Source organism: Viridibacterium curvum (assembly GCF_039544165.1).
In the GTDB taxonomy this organism is placed as follows: domain Bacteria; phylum Pseudomonadota; class Gammaproteobacteria; order Burkholderiales; family Rhodocyclaceae; genus Viridibacterium; species Viridibacterium curvum.
Genome location: NZ_BAABLD010000002.1, coordinates 394,712 through 410,641 on the forward strand (window position 1 = coordinate 394,712; position 15,930 = coordinate 410,641).

Sequence of the window (15,930 nt, forward strand, 5' to 3'; positions counted from 1 at the left end):
AGATGGTGAACGTGCGCAAATTCGTGGGCAAAACGGCGCGTGAAGCGCTTGCGGCACTCAAGGCAGAGCTGGGCGCCGACGCGGTCGTGCTGTCAAACCGCTCCGTGCCTGGTGGTGTTGAAATCGTCGCGTTGCCGCCCGAGGCCATGGGCGAACTCAACGCCACGGTGCGACAGGCCCGCGAGCCGCAAACCCATCAGCCAGCGCCGCAAGCTGCGCCATTCGTCAACGGCCAGCCTGCCGGCAGCGGCAAGGGTGGTGCCAGTGCAGGCAATGGCAAGCGCATCGGTGAGCAGATTGCTGCCGAACTTGCGCGACGCAGCCAGCCCCAGCCGGCGGGTCCGCGCCCGGTATTCCGTTCCGGCATTGACGCGCCGGATCATGACGCTGACACGGGGGGGCGCCAGATGGTGCGTCCTTTCACGCCGCCCCGCGTCCGGTCCGACGGCAGTCCACTCAATTACCCAGGCAGTCAGTCAAATGCGGGGGCTGACCATGCGGATGTGAGCAGCACACCGCAGCGCCGTCCCGCCGAACACGCGTCACAGCCTGCCCAACCCGAACAGGAAGAGTCCCGCGTGCGCGGCCTGGAGGCCGCCAACGCGGCCCTGATGCACGAACTTGCATCCATCAAGGGCATGCTTGAGCGTCAGCTCGCCGGCTTTGCATGGAGCGAGATATCGCGAACCGCGCCGACCCGCACGCAGATGATGAGCGAGTTGCTTGAAGCGGGATTCTCGGCGCAGCTCACCCACCAACTCACGCAAGGTCTGGCAGGAGGCAGCGATCTCAACGAAGCCCGCAACCAGGTGCGCCAGCTCATCGCCCGCGACCTGCAGTTGCAGGACGCAGAAGCCGACATCATCGACCGCGGCGGCGTCTACGCGCTGGTCGGCCCAACCGGGGTAGGGAAGACAACCACCACCGCCAAGCTCGCTGCCCGCTGCGTGGTGCGCCACGGGGCCGACCGCCTGGCCCTGATCACCACCGACGGCTACCGGATCGGCGCCCACGAACAGCTGCGCATCTATGGCCGCATTCTCGGCGTGCCGGTGCATGTGGTGCGCGACGCCAGCGACCTGCGTTCCACCCTGCAAGAGCTGCGCAAGAAGCACATGGTCCTCATCGATACCGTAGGCATGAGCCAGCGCGACAAAATGGTTGGCGAGCAAGCGGCCATGCTCAACTCCGTCGGCAAGATCGCCCGCATCCTGTGCCTCAACGCCACCGTGCGCGGCGACACCATGGATGACGTCATCCGCGCCTACGTCTCGCCCGACACCGCCGGCTGCATCTTCACCAAGCTCGACGAAGCCAACAGCATCGCCCCCGCGCTGGATGTCTCCATCCGCCACGCCCTGCCCATGCTCTATATCGCCAACGGCCAGCGCGTGCCGGAAGACCTGCACCTGCCCAATCGCAATTATTTGTTGCACCGTGCCCTGCGGGAGATCCCTGCCGATTCCCCGTGGAAGCTCGACCGCAGCGAAGCTGGCCTGCTCATGGCCGCACCCCGCCTCTCGACGGGCGAAGGGGGCAATGCGGGGCTGTGACGGGGGACGACCATGCCTCAAGTTTTTCTCTTGCCGGGCCGTAAGCAACCAGATGGGCGGCTCCCGTGGTTGCCCCCGCGCAGACCGTCAGAGTCAGCCGGACAGAAACGCAAACTGGAAAGCGAATTGGGCAACAACACCGGTCTTTTTCCACAAGGCATGTGTGTCACCTGCAGCGCAGAATGGCTCCATGATGTTGCTGACCATTCACTCAGCGAGTGACCTTTACTGAGCGAGAGCACGATGTATAACGCAGCGGGAACACTCGACAAAGACCAGCTTGTGGCGCGCTATGCCCCCCTGGTCAAACGCATTGCCTACCACCTCATGGCTAAGTTGCCGGCCAGCGTGCAGGTAGAAGACATCATCCAGAACGGCATGCTCGGCCTGCTCGACGCCATCAGCCGTTACGAAGAAGGCCTCGGCGCCCAGTTCGAGACCTACGCCGTGCAACGCATCCGTGGCGCCATGCTCGACGGCCTGCGCGAGAACGACTGGCTGCCGCGAAGCCTGCGCCGCGAGATGCGCCGCATCGAAACCGCCATCCATAACCTCGAACAGGTTCACGGCCGTCAGCCCACCGAGCGCGAACTCGCCGAATCGCTTGGCATGAGCCTCGCTGATTACCAGAAGATGCTGCAGGAAGCCCGCGGCTACCAGCTCGTGTACTTCGAAGACTTCGGCAGCGAAGAAGAAGACGACTACCTCGATCGCCACATCGTCGGCGAGAGCAACGACCCCCTCGACATGCTGGAAGAAGCCGGCATGCGTCAGGTGCTCATCAAGGCCATCGGCGACCTCCCGGACCGCGAAAAGATGGTCATGGGCCTCTACTACGAAGAAGACCTCAACCTGCGTGAAATCGGCGAAGTGATGGGCGTCTCCGAATCCCGCGTCTGCCAGCTGCACAGCCAGGCCATCGCACGCCTGCGCTCGCGCATCGCCAGCGGTCGCGACTCCGCCATGCCCCAGGCAGAGCCCCGCAGCCGACGCGCCTCAGCGGCCTGAGCTGAACCGCCGGGGCCCGCCGCATGGATGTCATCAGCGTTGCCGGACTCCTGCTGGGACTCGTCGCCATCATCGGCGGCCAGCTGCTCGAAGGCGGACACATCGGCTCGCTGATCCAGCCCACTGCATTCATGATCGTTGTCGGCGGCACCTTCGGCGCCGTCATGCTGCAAAGCCCCTGGCGCACCTTCAAGCAGGGCCTCGCGATGACCGTCTGGGTCATCAAGCCGCCTGTACCGCCGCTCGATGATCTCATCGCCCAGGTCGTCAGCTGGAGCCAGATCGCCCGCAAGGAAGGCCTGCTCACACTCGAAAACAAGATGGCTTCGCAGCCTGATCCCTACCTGCGCAAAGCCATGCAGCTACTCGTCGACGGCGTCGAACCCGAGCGCATCCGCGAAGTCATGGAAATCGACATCCACACCTGGGAAGTCGAGATGAAGCAAGCCTCCAAGATCTGGGAAGCCGCCGGCGGCTATGCACCCACCATCGGCATCATCGGCGCCGTCATGGGCCTCATCCACGTCATGGAGAACCTCTCCGACCCCAGCAAGCTCGGCGCTGGCATCGCAGTCGCCTTCGTTGCCACCATCTACGGCGTCGGCTCAGCCAACCTCATCTTCCTCCCAATGGCCAAGAAGCTGCAGGCCAACATCACCCGCCTCGTCGCCGTCCGCGACATGCTGCTCGACGGCATCGTCGCCATCGCCCACGGCGACAACCCGCGCATCATTGAAAGCAGGCTGCAGGGTTACATCGTCTGACGCCTGCTTCGGCGAGTCAGCAATTCACATCGGGTATTCACAAGCTCGTCGGCCAAAGCCCAAGACGGTGGCTTCATCGCATCAACGAGAAATGCTCGATCTTGCAAGGGCCCGTGTATTTGCATTCGCCCAGCAGATAGCGGTAACGGATCGTCACGACTTCGCCAACGCCCGGCCATTGCTTGCGCGGCAATACCGTTTGATAGTCCATGGTTTCCGGCAGGAAGGAGATGACAGCGCCGGGGGCAGGGCACTCGGTGCCTGCTGGCGCGTTGCTTGAACGCACCAGACCCGAAACACGCGGCACTGTGTCTTGGGCACTCTTCACCATGACGGTCAGGTCGCAGATGACCCAATGCCTCTTCTGTGCGAACGCGCATGTGGAGACGCTGAGCATCAACAGCGCGATTAAGGCGCTCGTGCATTTCATGGTGGCGGCTACGTTCAGGAGAAATACCCCGGGTAGAACTTGGGGCATATGCAGTTCCGGTTGTCGATTGGGGGCTCAATGACAGTAAGTGACACATTTTCGAGCAACCGTTCAATGGCCTCCGCCACAGTGACATCAGAAGGTGTCACCTCATAGTTCATGCCGATAGAGAGTCTGATCTTGCCCACCTCGCACCACGCGAAAACCTTATGCCCGTCGATGACGCAGTACCTGGGTTGCTCAATCCAGCGAGTGCCGGGAATCAGCGATGGGAACGCGGCATAGACATCGCCAGGATATGAAACGTCGGGCTCCGGCTGGGGAGGCTGCGTCTCATGCATCACCAGCTTCACGCCAAGATGCGCAAAGAACTCCTGAAGTTCACCTGTGTCTTGATAGGCGTAGCAAACATCCAGCGAGTCACCATCGTTGGCGTGGCCGCCATAGGCACGAAAGAAGCGGAACTTCTGAAGGCGCCTCGCCCAGTTACGCAGTGTTGCCTCGGGATGTGCTTCGAAAAGGTACTGTTGCCAGCGATCCACGTATGTATCCAATTGGCGGGATAGGACGAGTCAGGAAAACAGGGAGCCACTTCTGAGCGGCCACAGCACTTGATCAGGCGATAGACTTGTTGGCACTCCCATGTTTTCTATGGTCCGAAAACATCAGTGATCAACTGAACTAATTGACTCTGGTGGCTTGGGCATACTCCGACCTCCGACGTCCGCCCAAGCGAATAAAGCGTGTCCTCAGCAACTAGTTCCCCGGTAGTACGATCCTGAATGCGCACAGAAACACTTGAAACCTCGCCCTTCCACGGAGTTGAGGTGACTATTGAGTCGCCAAAAACAAGTTCATACCTTGCTGTGGAGCTTTTTTGAATATATTTGTCGGGATTGTCGCACAAGTGTTTTTGTTCGAAGAGGCCTTCTTCTTTATAGTCAAAATTATTTTTTTTATATTCTTTAAATTCTAAAAAAGTCAGCGCTGTAAATTCGCATGAATTATTTCCATGCGTAAGCTTGGCAACAAGTCTATTAAAATTTATGTCTGGTTTTTTACTTGATTCATAGAAAATGGCGAGTCCAGACTGGGTTTTTTGTCCTATGCCGCGAACTGTTCTTTTTCGATTCTTGCAGAGTTTAGATAAATGCAGTGAGTTGTTTGCGTGTCTGTATTCTTCTTCACGATCCTTTTCAGTATTTTTTTCATAATTTAATGTTTTTTTGTCGTGACTTGGGCTGTGTATAACAAAAGGAAGTAATGAAAAAACGAAAGGAATTGAATAGATAATAACTTTTAAGCGCGTGGATTTTGCGTATTTTTTTGCAATTATAGATGACAAAAATAAAATAATTGCAAAAACAACCAAGTGCGTCGAAAAAATGACAATAATTTCAATTGCTATTTTATCTAACATGTGTGTGGATGGGGGTTGGTGTTTTTTTTGCCAGTCAATCGGTGCGCAAAAAAAGTCATTATTAGGTATTTACTTTTTAATGAAAGATAAAATTAAATCCAATGATGAAAATGTAAATATTGATACAAAAATATATAATTTTGTTTTTGTTTTTTCTTTTAGTTCTTCTGCCTTCTTCTCAGATTCTTTGTACTCTTTTATTTCAATTTTTCCGTCATTTCGCAATACGCCTTGTGCGCGAATAAACCCCTTGTTGTTGTTGATAGGAATGACCCAGGCTTTCGCGTTTTCAATCCCATTTTTTTTGGAAAATTCATTTTCTTCGCACAAGCTATAAGCGTCACCTTCGCATTCAATTTTAAACTCCTCTCCTATTTTGTATCCGTTAACAAAATATACATATTTTTTTGAGTCGCTTTCAGTTCTTACGCGGGATGAACTTGAATTGATCTCTACGAGTCCGGGCAGGATTTCAATGACGCCAAGGTCGTGATTGGCATCAATGGCCATGGCCCCTGCATAGGCAGAAACAACAGCGCTGGTTAATATTGTAAATATCCTTCGTTGCAAAATTTCTCCCGTTTTTCTATGGAGATCTCGTGGTGTTGTCCGTTAGGAGTTGGTTTTCTTGGCAATGCCATTGACCACCAGACTAATCAGAAGCCACACCCCACAACATGCCCACGCTGCATTAGTTGCATCTGTTTTTGAAAGCCCGTCGATAACAATCACAAAAGCAAAATTTACGGCGCTAAGCACAGGGGCCGCCGCAATAATCCAAGCGGCTAGACCAGTTGAGCCATTAAGTCTGAGGCGAGCTGAAAACGGTACGGCAAATAATACGATAGGAGAGAGAAGTACCAATAAATCAATTCCACCCGTTTTCCCAACGGGGTTGTCACCAATAAGAATTAAAAATAAAGGCCATGTGATACATCCGAGCGTGCCGGCCAGTATGGTGGATATCGTTGAACGCATAGACGCCGAACTAGATATAGGGCGCCCTAGGCAAACCGGGCGTTATGGGAGGAGAGTGGCCTGCTGCTTGGATTGTGGCGGTATTGCCAAGTGATACAAACAGTTTCAATGCAACGTAACAAGCGGCAAGCCTATTTGCTTTGGCGATTCGGAAGGGTTTCTACTTTGCCGCCGACTGCGCAGCCAGCGCTTCACCCATAGCCTGCAGCGCCTTGGCCGCGGCCTCCATGCTGGCCTTCTGGTCGCCGCTGGCAGCAGCAGCTTCTGCCTGTTTGCCGATCTCTTCCATCTTCTTGTTCATGTCGTCGAGCTTCTGTGTGTCGATCTGAACCTTGCCTTGCGGTGTGTCGATCGAGATGTTGATCGGGGCTTGCTGGGTGGTGTCGGGCGTGCTCATCGAGATGGCTGAGCCGCGCATGCCGACGGCGCCGACGATGCCGGAGATGGCGCCAACGACGACGCCGATGACGATGGCGCAGATGATGAGGACGGCGGTGTAGCCGATGGCTTTGTCTTGGGGTACTTTCATCAGCGGTGCGACGCCGACGTAGAGCACGTAGATGCCGTAGAGCGAGCAGAGGAGGCCGAGCATTGACAGGGCGGGGATGATGCTGAAGATGCCGCCGAGCATGCTGGCCGTCATGCTGAAGGCGACGAGTTTGAATGCGCTGATGGGGTTTTTCTGACCACCGAAGCTGGGGGCGAGTGCGTCGGCGATGAGGCTGACGACGAAGACCATGACCAGGGACAGGACGTAGCTGACGATGAGGTTGGCGATGCCGGCCAGCAGGGGCGTCTTGATCGACATGCCCAGGACCGAGTAGCCGACAAGCGACATGCCGATGAAGGTGGCGATGGCGGGAATGGCGGCCAGGATGACGAGGTATTCGAGGTAGATGGATTTGACGGTGGCAGTTTCACCTTCGATGACCGGCCATTCGGTCTTGGGGCTGAGGAGGATGTTCTTGGCACGTTCGACGAGATTCATGATGCTCTCCTGATCTGGATTGTGTGCAGGTGAAACCGTTGCAGAAAAAAGCCTGACGGGTCAGTGACGCGCCAGGCTTCTGTGACAGGGCTGGAAGGGCTCAGTCGCCGACCTTGAGGCGACCACCCTTGCCGAGGCCGCCTTTGACTTCCTGCGCCTTGTAGTTGCGCAGCGAGCGGACCATCTGGTTGTAAGAATCCATGAAGGCAGCGGCAATGATCTTGCCCTGCGGCGTGTTGGTGTAGCCGCCGGCGGCGCCACCGGCGCGGCTGCCGAGCAGGGCGCCGAAGCCGCCGAAATCGACCTTGCTGGCACTGCCTTCGGAGGCGGCGATCTGAACGCCAGAGCGGTTGTCGACGAGGGTGAGCATGGTGCCGGCTTCGCGGTTTTTGGCATTGGCGCCGACAACCGAGATCAGTCGGCCTGCCGTGCCGCCGATGACACCACCGACCACGCCACCGACACCGCCGGTGTCGCTTTCGGAGAAGAGGACTTCAGGGCTCAGCGCGTAGTCGGACGAGACCATCTGGCCGCGACCGAAGTTGCTGCCCTGGCGCAGCTCACCGCTGCGGTCGAGGTTGCGTTCGCGCTCCATGGCACGCAGGCCGGCCGCGCTGCGTTCGACGACGACGAAGCAGTTGCTTTGCTGGATCATGAGACGCAGCAGGTTGGCGGTGGGGGGGAGCTTGTATTGATTGGTGAGGATGCTGTACCAGCCGGCTTGCTGGTTTTCGACGAGGGAGATGGTACCGAGGGACTCGGTGCATTTTTCAAGCTGGCTGTTTTCGCCCGATGCGGTGGAGCCTGCTGCGCCGCCAGAGGCGACTGTTCCGGAGCCACCAAGCTTGGGTTGGCTGGAACACGCGGTAAACATCAGGGGCGCCAGGGCACAGGCGAGAATGCTGAGGCGGCGAATGCTGGATTGGGCAATGGTGTTCATTCTGGTGATCCCTCGTGTAAAGCGGGCTACTGGGGCTGCTGGAGACTGGGCTACGGAATACCGGAGGTGGCGAGTCATTGAAATTGACTTTAGCCAATAAAACAAGGCTGTGGCGCAGTGTAGCGCGGGGCGGTTGCGGCTGGTAGCTGCCCGGAAGAGCGGCGGAACTACAGCAAGCCGCCGGTGCGCGCCAGCCAGCGTTGCAGGCGGGGCAGGTCCAGGCGCCGGCAATGGCTTTGCTTGCGGACGAGCAGCTGGATGAAGGCGTTGAGTTCGGTCTCGTCGAGATTGCCGAGGGCCGAGCGCAGGGTGGCGGCGTTCCAGACGAGCAGTTCGCAGTCCTGCGTGGCGAGGCTCTTGCTGGCGGGATCGTTGTTGAGCTTGAGGAGTCGGTCCCAGCCGAGAAGGTCGCCGCGTGTGAGACCGCGGGAGGGATGCTCGGGGCCACGCGCCAGGAACTCGGCGCGTCGTTGGGGGTCGATGATGCCCACGGCAACGGCCTGGTAGGCGAGCCAGAGGTCATCGGTGACGGCTGCGTAGCCCGCGACAAGTGACTGGGCCAGCGGACCGATGGCTTGTGACGCATCGCGCAGCAAGCGATTGACACTGGCGGCAGGCATGGTGGCGGGCTTGCTGACGGAATTGGGGCCGGCCTGCAGCATCTGTTCGAGCACGATGGGCAGGCTGACCTCCTCGACACTGAGCGCTTCGCGCAGGCGGCCGCTGACGACAAGGGCGGCGACCTTGGGCGAGACGGTTTCGTGAGGGCCATAGCGGTAGCGCTTGGCACTGCTGGCGAGGCGCGTGACAAGGGTGGGTGGAAGCTCGGGCAACAGCTCGCCGATGAGGGCCTGCCACTCGGGTTTGGAGGGCGCCTTGGTGCCGGGGGACTCTGCAGGTTTGGCGTTGGCATCCACTGCGGGGCGCGTGCCAGCCACGCTGCTGCCGGCGTTGTTGTTGCCCTGGTTATTGCCGAAGCGCGGCGGCGGGATGAGTTGCAGGCCTTCGCGCGACAGGGCGTACCACAGGCGTTCGAGCACGTCGGAGGCGACCTGCTCACGCTTGAGGAAGTTGTGGGTGTAGAAGTGCAGGGCATAGCGCACGCTGCCGCTGCGGGGCTCGGTGCCGACCATGACGACCATGGGCTCGGGCGTGATGCAGACATCGCTGAGGCCACTGCGCAGCACGCGCATGCCGATGCGCATCACCTTGCCGGGTGTGACGCTGCTGGACATGTCGAAAACGGCGCTGTGGCGGAACGGGCGGCTGCCGTCGATGACTTCTACCGTGCGGCTGGTGAAGTCGCTATTGGGGATGACAATGCGGGTGCCCTCCTCGGTGGTGACGAAGACGGAGCGCCAGTTGAGAGAGGTGACCTGGCCCTCGACCTCGCCACGCCGGATGTAGTCGCCAACGCGCAGTGGTCGCTCAATCTCGATGGAGACGCCTGAGAAAAGGTGGCCAAGGGTGGGCTGCAGCGCCAGACCGACGATGACCGAGAGCATGGCCGACGTGGCCAGAATGCCGGTGATGGCCTGCTCCAGCGCGAAGTGCAGGAACATGCCTGCGGCAATGAGGTACAGCACGATGCGCACCACGGCGCGCAGCAGGTCTGACGCACCCTGGCCCTGGCGGCGACCTGTGATCTGGTGGGTGAATACGAACTGCAGTACCTGCACGCAGGTGATGGCCGTGATGGCCCAGGCCGCCAGGAACAGGAGGCGGCCTGACTGGGCGGCGAGGATGCTGGCGTCCTGCCCGATGGTGACGTGGAGCAGCCACAGCGTGGCCGAGACGGCGAGGAGAAACAGCGTCTGCATCGTCGCGCCTCAGTTCTTGGGCGGGAAGCGTGCGTCCGGCCGCACGATGCGGGTGGCATCGTCATTCGGGACATGCCGGCGGATGGCGTCGACGGCGCCGTCGACGCTGGCTTTGAGGCGGAAGATCGCGGCGTGCAGATCGCTGAACTGGCCGCCTTCTTCATTCAGCGATTGCGATGCAGGATCCGCTGCGTCGCTGCTGAGGCTGAGGTCGCGCGCTGAGCGGGTGAGGGCTTCGAGCGGGCGCGTGACATGGCGACGCAGCAGGAGCAGGAAAATGGCGGCCGTGAGGATGAACACGCAAGTCAGCGAGCCGATGGTGACGAGGAAGCTGTTGATTGCCTTGGCGCGTGCTGGTGCAACGGGCACCTCGACTACCTGAATACCGACCACGTCGTTGAGCCGCCAGCCAAAGCCGCCGGCACCGCCGTACTTGGCGACCATGGCCTTGGGCGCGGCGTCGATGGTGCTGTGGCATTCCAGACAGGCCGGGTTGGTGAGGCGGATAGGGCGCGTCACGTAGAAGCTTTCGCTGTCGCCGTTGCCGCGCTGGCCTGTGAGTTCCTTGAGTTCGCTGTCGGACTGGAAGGCGCGGATCAGGCCGACCTCCCAGTCGCTGGCCCGGTCGTTGATGTTGGTGGGGTTGAGCGAGGTCTCGCGGTAGTTGTAGTCGGGGAACTGTTTGCTCAGGCGGCGCATCGCGTTCTGCGCGGCGTAGGAGGGCACCTGCTGTGGCCGGAAGTTGGCGCCGTTGTGCGCGTCGGCCTCTTTCACGACCGGGGCGATCTCGTCGACCGTGTAGCCACGCACGGCCAGAGCGGTCTCGAGCAGGACCTGGGCTTTCTGCGTGACCTCTTCGCGGACCTGGCGGGACTCCAGCGCGTAGGAGATGTAGCCGGCGATGGAGACGCCGAGCAGGAAGCAGAACGCGATGATCAGGCCAAAGCGGGTTTCGATACGCACGGTTCAGGGCTCCGGGGGGGCTGTCGGGTGAGCAGGAGACATGTCGCTGCAGGGGCGCAAGCTTACCTTGTGCCGAACGCTGCAGAAAACCACGCGGGCACTTACTCGTGACGCAGCGCCTCGATTGGGTCGAGCCGCGCAGCGCGGCGGGCCGGCATGTAGCCGAACAGTACGCCGATGCCAGCCGAGAAGCAGAAGGCCAGCAGATTGATTTCGGGCTCAAAGCGGAAGGGCAGGTTCATGAGGTTGGAGAGCCCGATCGAGGCGCCCAGCGCCAGACCGATGCCTATGAGTCCGCCCAGCGAAGAGAGTGCGACCGCTTCGACGAGGAACTGCAGCAGCACCTCGCGTGACAGGGCTCCGATGGCGAGCCGTGTGCCGATCTCGCGGGTCCGCTCGGTGACCGACACGAGCATGATGTTCATGATGCCAATGCCGCCGACGAGCAGGCTCACCGCAGCGACGGCGCCGAGCAGGGCCGTGAGGATCTGCGTGGTGCCGGAGAGGGTCTGCGCGATCTGCTTGGTGTCGACGATCTGGAAGTTGTCCTGCTGGTTACCCTGGATGTTGCGGCGCTGGCGCATCAGCTGGGTAACGTCGGCAACGACTTCATCGGTGTTGTAGCCATCCTTGGCGGACATGAAGATGGTCGGTATCTCCTGCGCACTGGCCGAGGTCCAGATGCGGCGCAGCATGGTGCGCAGGGGTACGAAGAGCACGTCATCCTGGTCGTTGCCGAAGCCGCCCTGACCCTTGGGCTTGAGCGTGCCGATGATCTCGCAGGTCAGCGAGCGGAAGCGCATCTTGCGACCAATGGGGTCGTGCCCGGCGAACAGCTTGGCGCGGATGGTTTCGCCGAGGATGCACACCGCGCGCCCGCCTTCCTGCTCGGCGTCAGTAAACAGGCGGCCTTCGGCCAGCTCCCAGTTGCCGACCGAGAAATAGTCGTTGGTGACGCCCGTGCCCGTCGTGCTCCAGTTCTGCTGCAGGAAGATCGCACTGCCAAAACGTTGTGCGCTGGGTGCCACGGCGCGGATGCCGGGGATTTCGTGTGCTATGGCCTCTGCATCGGCCAATTTGAAGTCAGGTGTGGCGCCACTGCCGGTGCCCGCAGAGAAGCCGCGCCCCGGGCGCAGGATCAGCAGGTTGCTGCCAAGGCTCGCAACCTGGTCCTGGATCGAGCGCGTTGCCCCCTTGCCAAGCGTGACCATGGTCACCACGGCGGCCACACCGATCATGATGCCCAGCGTGGTGAGGAAGGCACGCAGCAGGTTGCGGCGGATCTCGCGCAGCGCGAGGAGGAAGGCGTTCCAGATCATTTAAGGCAGTGAGGAGTGAGGAGTAAGGAGTGAGGAGTAAGGAGTGAGGAGTCCCTCTCCCGCTTGCGGGAGAGGGGCCGTATTGCGGGCAGCGTAGCTGCCCGGATGCTCAACTCCTTACGCTTCACTCCTCACTCCTCACTGCCGCATCGTCTGACGCCACGACGCCATCCACGAATCTGACGACGCGGCTCGCATGGCGCGCCATGTCGGGCTCATGGGTGACCATCAGCACCGTGATGCCGCGATCGCGGTTGAGCCCGGTGAGCAGGTGCATGATCTCGTCGCTGCGGGCGCTGTCAAGGTTTCCGGTTGGCTCGTCAGCCAGCAGCACGGTGGGGCGTGTGGCAATGGCGCGCGCAATGGCGACGCGCTGTTGCTGGCCACCGGACAACTCGGCTGGCGTGTGATCTTCCCAGCCCGTCAGCCCTACCTGTGCCAGGGCATCCAGCGCGGCTTCACGCCGTGCCTTGCGGGATACGCCACGATAGAGCAGGGGCAGCTCGACGTTCTCGAGCGCCGAGGTGCGCGCAAGCAGGTTGAAGCCCTGGAAGACAAAGCCCAGGTAATGGCGGCGCAGCAGGGCGCGCTGGTCGCGCGAGAGGCGCTCGACCTGCGTGCCCTCAAACAGGTAGCTGCCGGTGCTGGGTACGTCGAGGCAGCCGAGAATGTTCATGGCCGTGGACTTGCCAGAACCACTGGGGCCCATCACGGCGACGAACTCGCCCGCCTCAATGCTGAGGTCGACACCGCGCAGGGCCTGGAATTCGGCCGAGCCTTCACCGTAGGTCTTGGTGATTGCGCGGAATTCGAGCAGTGCGCTCATGACTTGGGCTGTTCGACGCGGGTGATGACTTCGATGCCGGCGGCAATGCCCTCTCCACTGACCTCGGTGTTGCGGCCGTCGGAGAGGCCGACCGTGACGATGACCGGGTGCGGCTTGCCGTCCTTGAGCACCCAAACGCGAGCCTGCGAGCCGCTGGCACGACGGCCGACCTGGGTGACTTCCTTGGGGCGGTTGCCGCGCAGATTGGGTGGAGCGGGGAATAGGCTGCCGAGCACGCCGCTCTTGCTGCTTTCCTGGTGCGCGCTGGTCGGGGGCGTGAAGCGAAGGGCTGCGTTGGGCACCATCAGTACGTTCTTGCGTTCGGCCACCTGCATGTCGGCGGTGGCGGTCATGCCGGGGCGCAGGGAGAGATCGTCGTTGCGCACCTGCAGGATGGTCTCGTAGCTGACGACGTTGTCGACGGTCTTGGCGGCGTAGCGGATCTGGCGCAGGCGCGCCGAATATTTCTTGCCCGGCCAGGCATCGACGGTGAAGCTGCCCTGCATGCCTTCGCGCAGCTGGCCCACGTCGGCTTCGGCGACGGCGATGTTGAGGTCCATCTCGGCAAGGTCCTGCGCAATCGTGAACAGCACGGGCGCCGAGAACGACGCTGCAACAGTCTGACCCGGGTCGACACTGCGCGTGAGTACCGTGCCGTCGATGGGCGAGCGGATGGTCGCCTTGGTGAGGTCGGATTCGCTCACGGCCAAGGCGGCGCGCAGCTGCGCGACGGTGGCTTCGGCGGCTGCGAGCGCCGCCTGCACGTTGCGCAGTTTGATGCGTGCATCATCGAGTTCGCTGCCGGCAGGCAGCTGGCCGTTGGAGAGCTGGGCGACCTTCTCAAGGCGAGCCAGTGCGGTCGCGGCGGTGTCGACGTCCGCCCTGGCCTGCTCGACCTTGGCCATGGCGGACTGCATGTTGGCGCGGGTCTGCGCCATCTGGCCTTCGAGCTTGGTGGTGTTGAGCACGGCCAACGGCTGACCTTTCTTCACCTTGCTGTTGTAGTCGACCAGCACCTGGGCGATGGTGCCCGAGAGTTCCGAGCTGATATCGACCTTGGTGCGCGCCTGCAAGGTGCCGGTGGCAGTGACCGTCGAGGACAGGTCGCCTTGCGTGACCTCGGCAGTGCGGTATTGCGATTCGATGTTGTCGCTGCGGTTGAACAGCAAAGCCATTGCGATGACGGCGACCACTACAAGGGCGATGATGACGTAACGCCTCCACGGGCGACGACGTTTGCCGTCCGCGAGGATGTGGGCGATGTCCGGATTCTTGTCTTTCATTTCGTGTCTCCGTCCTGTGCGGGACTCCAGCCACCGCCCAGCGCCTTGTAGAGCTGAACGATGGCCGTGAGGTAGTCCCCGCGTGCGCTGGACAAGGCATCTTGTTGCGAGAGTTCGGTGCGTTGAGCGTCGAGCAGGGTCAGCAGGTCGCTACGGCCGGCGCGGTTATTGATAAGGGCCAGTCGCGCGGCTTCGGACGCGGCATCGGCGGCGCGCTGCTGGGCTTCGACACGCTGGGCGTTCCAGCGGATTGCGGACAGGGCTTTCTCGCTATCCGCCAGTGCCTGCAGCAGTGTGCTGCGGTAGCTGGCAAGCGTCTGGTCGCGCAGCGCGGTCTGGATTTCCACGTTGCGCTGCACGCGGCCGGCATCGAACAGCGGGGCAGTGAGGCTGCCGACCAGGCTGCTGACGATGGTGTCGGCGCGCAACAAACCCGCCGGCGTGAGGGCTTCGACGCCGATCTGGCCGCTGAGCTTCAGGCTGGGGTAACGCGCGGCTTCGGCGACGCCAATCTGCGCAGTCTGTGCAGCAAGACGGCGTTCGGCTGCCTGCACGTCAGGACGCTGGCGCAGGGCGTCGGCCGGCAGGCGTTGTGCCAATGCTGCAGGCGCTACGGGCAGATCACCATCGGCCTGCAGCAGGGCTTCTACCGCGCTTCGGGGTTTGCCGAGCAGGACGGCCAGCGCGATTTTCGATTCTTCGATGGTGCGTTCCAGCGTCGGCAGGGCGGCGCGAGCTTGTTCCAGGCTGCTGAGCGCCTGATTGAGCTCCAGCGAGGACACCAGTTTTGCTTCAAAGCGCCAGCGGGTCAGTTGCAGGGTTTGCTCGCGGCTGATCACGCTCTGCTTCGTGACAGCAAGGCGCTGTTGCGCGGCGCGCAGGGCGATGTAGTTGTTGGCAACTTCGGCAGCCAGCGACACGCGTGCGGCGGCAAGGTCGTATCCGGCCGCGTTCAGCGTGGCGTCGGCGGCTTCGATGGCGCGCTGGCGGCCTCCGAAGAAGTCGATCTCCCAGCTGGCGTCAATGTCGGCCGAATAGCCGTGGCTGTCACTGCGCTTGTTGTCGGTTCGCGTTTCGCTGCGATTGCCGCCAAGGCCGACGCTGCTGGTCGGCATCACCTGGGCGAACTGCAGGCCACGGCGGGCGCGTGCTTCGCGCAGCTTCGCTTCGGCCGACTGCAGCGTCAGGCTGCCTTCAAGCGCCTGCTTCACCAGCTGGTCGAGTAGCGGATCGTGGAACTGTTGCCACCATGTCGCCAGCGCGATATCAGCCGCGGGCAGCGCAGAGGTGTTATGCCAGGCAGGTGTGGCAGGGTCGGCGGGTTTGTTGTAGTCGGGCCCGACCATGACGCAGCCCGCCAGCAGGGCGAACGCGGCCTGACAGAACGGCCGGAACAGAATGCGGAGGGACGGCTGGAACCGGGCAGCCTGTGGAAGTGCTGTTTTCATTGTGTGGGCGGAGTATGCCGATTCTTTTTATCAGCTATGCCGGGCAACTGGTAAGCATTCGTAAGGCCAGCTTACGATCCTTTGCGTTCGGGCCGTGATCAGAGCCTCGCCTCGCGGGAAGTAAGAGTCTGGCAGGCTTTGCGGGTTCCCGCAGCCGCCTTTGGACGGCATTGCGGCAGACGCTGGCGAC

16 protein-coding genes are annotated in these 15,930 nt (G+C 61.2%); 3 read left to right on the plus strand and 13 right to left on the minus strand.

The window, feature by feature from the left end:
* Positions 1 to 2: 2 nt before the first annotated feature.
* The 3 genes from flhF (at position 3) to ABEA02_RS03050 (ending at position 3,325) form a co-directional block, all read left to right on the plus strand.
* Complete coding sequence (gene flhF, locus ABEA02_RS03040) at positions 3 to 1,553, plus strand: flagellar biosynthesis GTPase FlhF (protein WP_345531352.1); 1,551 nt, start codon at positions 3 to 5, stop codon at positions 1,551 to 1,553.
* 243 nt (positions 1,554 to 1,796) lie between these two features.
* A complete protein-coding gene (locus ABEA02_RS03045; protein ID WP_345531353.1) occupies positions 1,797 to 2,561 on the plus strand; it encodes an RNA polymerase sigma factor FliA in 765 nt (254 codons plus the stop codon).
* Positions 2,562 to 2,584: 23 nt separating this feature from the next.
* Positions 2,585 to 3,325: a flagellar motor protein gene (locus tag ABEA02_RS03050; RefSeq protein WP_345531354.1), complete on the plus strand. Its 741-nt coding sequence runs from the start codon at positions 2,585 to 2,587 to the stop codon at positions 3,323 to 3,325.
* 73 nt (positions 3,326 to 3,398) lie between these two features.
* On the opposite strand, the gene ABEA02_RS03055 is transcribed toward ABEA02_RS03050, so the two are convergent.
* The 13 genes from ABEA02_RS03055 to ABEA02_RS03115 form a co-directional block, all read right to left on the minus strand.
* Positions 3,399 to 3,755: a hypothetical protein gene (locus ABEA02_RS03055; RefSeq protein WP_345531355.1), complete on the minus strand. Its 357-nt coding sequence runs from the start codon at positions 3,753 to 3,755 to the stop codon at positions 3,399 to 3,401.
* A gap of 14 nt (positions 3,756 to 3,769) precedes the next feature.
* A complete protein-coding gene (locus ABEA02_RS03060) occupies positions 3,770 to 4,297 on the minus strand; it encodes a hypothetical protein (protein WP_345531356.1) in 528 nt (175 codons plus the stop codon).
* Positions 4,298 to 4,404: 107 nt separating this feature from the next.
* On the minus strand, positions 4,405 to 5,175 hold the full coding sequence (locus ABEA02_RS03065) for a hypothetical protein (RefSeq protein ID WP_345531357.1): 771 nt from the start codon (positions 5,173 to 5,175) through the stop codon (positions 4,405 to 4,407).
* A gap of 69 nt (positions 5,176 to 5,244) precedes the next feature.
* On the minus strand, positions 5,245 to 5,685 hold the full coding sequence (locus ABEA02_RS03070; RefSeq protein ID WP_345531358.1) for a hypothetical protein: 441 nt from the start codon (positions 5,683 to 5,685) through the stop codon (positions 5,245 to 5,247).
* Positions 5,686 to 5,787: 102 nt separating this feature from the next.
* Positions 5,788 to 6,153, minus strand: coding sequence for a hypothetical protein (locus ABEA02_RS03075; RefSeq protein WP_345531359.1), 366 nt, complete (start codon positions 6,151 to 6,153; stop codon positions 5,788 to 5,790).
* Between the two features lie 160 nt (positions 6,154 to 6,313).
* On the minus strand, positions 6,314 to 7,141 hold the full coding sequence (locus ABEA02_RS03080) for a Yip1 family protein (protein ID WP_345531360.1): 828 nt from the start codon (positions 7,139 to 7,141) through the stop codon (positions 6,314 to 6,316).
* Between the two features lie 100 nt (positions 7,142 to 7,241).
* The gene (locus tag ABEA02_RS03085; RefSeq protein ID WP_345531361.1) at positions 7,242 to 8,081 is read right to left on the minus strand and encodes a CsgG/HfaB family protein; all 840 of its coding nucleotides are present in this window, start codon (positions 8,079 to 8,081) and stop codon (positions 7,242 to 7,244) included.
* Between the two features lie 167 nt (positions 8,082 to 8,248).
* Positions 8,249 to 9,901 carry a mechanosensitive ion channel family protein gene (locus tag ABEA02_RS03090; RefSeq protein ID WP_345531362.1) on the minus strand — a complete coding sequence of 551 codons (1,653 nt, stop codon included), beginning with the start codon at positions 9,899 to 9,901 and terminating at the stop codon, positions 8,249 to 8,251.
* A 9-nt stretch (positions 9,902 to 9,910) separates the two neighbouring features.
* The gene (locus ABEA02_RS03095) at positions 9,911 to 10,864 is read right to left on the minus strand and encodes a Tll0287-like domain-containing protein (RefSeq protein ID WP_345531363.1); all 954 of its coding nucleotides are present in this window, start codon (positions 10,862 to 10,864) and stop codon (positions 9,911 to 9,913) included.
* Positions 10,865 to 10,965: 101 nt separating this feature from the next.
* Positions 10,966 to 12,183, minus strand: a complete 1,218-nt coding sequence (locus ABEA02_RS03100) for an ABC transporter permease (RefSeq protein ID WP_345531364.1) — start codon at positions 12,181 to 12,183, stop codon at positions 10,966 to 10,968.
* Between the two features lie 124 nt (positions 12,184 to 12,307).
* On the minus strand, positions 12,308 to 13,009 hold the full coding sequence (locus ABEA02_RS03105) for an ABC transporter ATP-binding protein (protein ID WP_345531365.1): 702 nt from the start codon (positions 13,007 to 13,009) through the stop codon (positions 12,308 to 12,310).
* Positions 13,006 to 14,292 (minus strand): efflux RND transporter periplasmic adaptor subunit, encoded by a 1,287-nt coding sequence (locus ABEA02_RS03110; RefSeq protein ID WP_345531366.1) that lies wholly within the window; start codon positions 14,290 to 14,292, stop codon positions 13,006 to 13,008. Before ABEA02_RS03110 ends, ABEA02_RS03105 begins: the two co-directional genes overlap by 4 nt.
* Entirely contained in the window at positions 14,289 to 15,740 is a 1,452-nt protein-coding gene (locus ABEA02_RS03115; RefSeq protein WP_345531367.1) for an efflux transporter outer membrane subunit, read from the minus strand. Before ABEA02_RS03115 ends, ABEA02_RS03110 begins: the two co-directional genes overlap by 4 nt.
* Positions 15,741 to 15,930 lie beyond the last annotated feature (190 nt).

Coding starts and splice junctions, on each gene's coding strand:
- flhF (WP_345531352.1), top strand. CDS start 3: ATGGTGAACGTGCGCAAATTCGTGGGCAAAACGGCGCGTGAAGCGCTT.
- ABEA02_RS03045 (WP_345531353.1), top strand. CDS start 1,797: ATGTATAACGCAGCGGGAACACTCGACAAAGACCAGCTTGTGGCGCGC.
- ABEA02_RS03050 (WP_345531354.1), top strand. CDS start 2,585: ATGGATGTCATCAGCGTTGCCGGACTCCTGCTGGGACTCGTCGCCATC.
- ABEA02_RS03055 (WP_345531355.1), bottom strand. CDS start 3,755: ATGAAATGCACGAGCGCCTTAATCGCGCTGTTGATGCTCAGCGTCTCC.
- ABEA02_RS03065 (WP_345531357.1), bottom strand. CDS start 5,175: ATGTTAGATAAAATAGCAATTGAAATTATTGTCATTTTTTCGACGCAC.
- ABEA02_RS03070 (WP_345531358.1), bottom strand. CDS start 5,685: ATGGCCATTGATGCCAATCACGACCTTGGCGTCATTGAAATCCTGCCC.
- ABEA02_RS03075 (WP_345531359.1), bottom strand. CDS start 6,153: ATGCGTTCAACGATATCCACCATACTGGCCGGCACGCTCGGATGTATC.
- ABEA02_RS03080 (WP_345531360.1), bottom strand. CDS start 7,141: ATGAATCTCGTCGAACGTGCCAAGAACATCCTCCTCAGCCCCAAGACC.
- ABEA02_RS03085 (WP_345531361.1), bottom strand. CDS start 8,081: ATGAACACCATTGCCCAATCCAGCATTCGCCGCCTCAGCATTCTCGCC.
- ABEA02_RS03090 (WP_345531362.1), bottom strand. CDS start 9,901: ATGCAGACGCTGTTTCTCCTCGCCGTCTCGGCCACGCTGTGGCTGCTC.
- ABEA02_RS03100 (WP_345531364.1), bottom strand. CDS start 12,183: ATGATCTGGAACGCCTTCCTCCTCGCGCTGCGCGAGATCCGCCGCAAC.
- ABEA02_RS03105 (WP_345531365.1), bottom strand. CDS start 13,009: ATGAGCGCACTGCTCGAATTCCGCGCAATCACCAAGACCTACGGTGAA.
- ABEA02_RS03110 (WP_345531366.1), bottom strand. CDS start 14,292: ATGAAAGACAAGAATCCGGACATCGCCCACATCCTCGCGGACGGCAAA.
- ABEA02_RS03115 (WP_345531367.1), bottom strand. CDS start 15,740: ATGAAAACAGCACTTCCACAGGCTGCCCGGTTCCAGCCGTCCCTCCGC.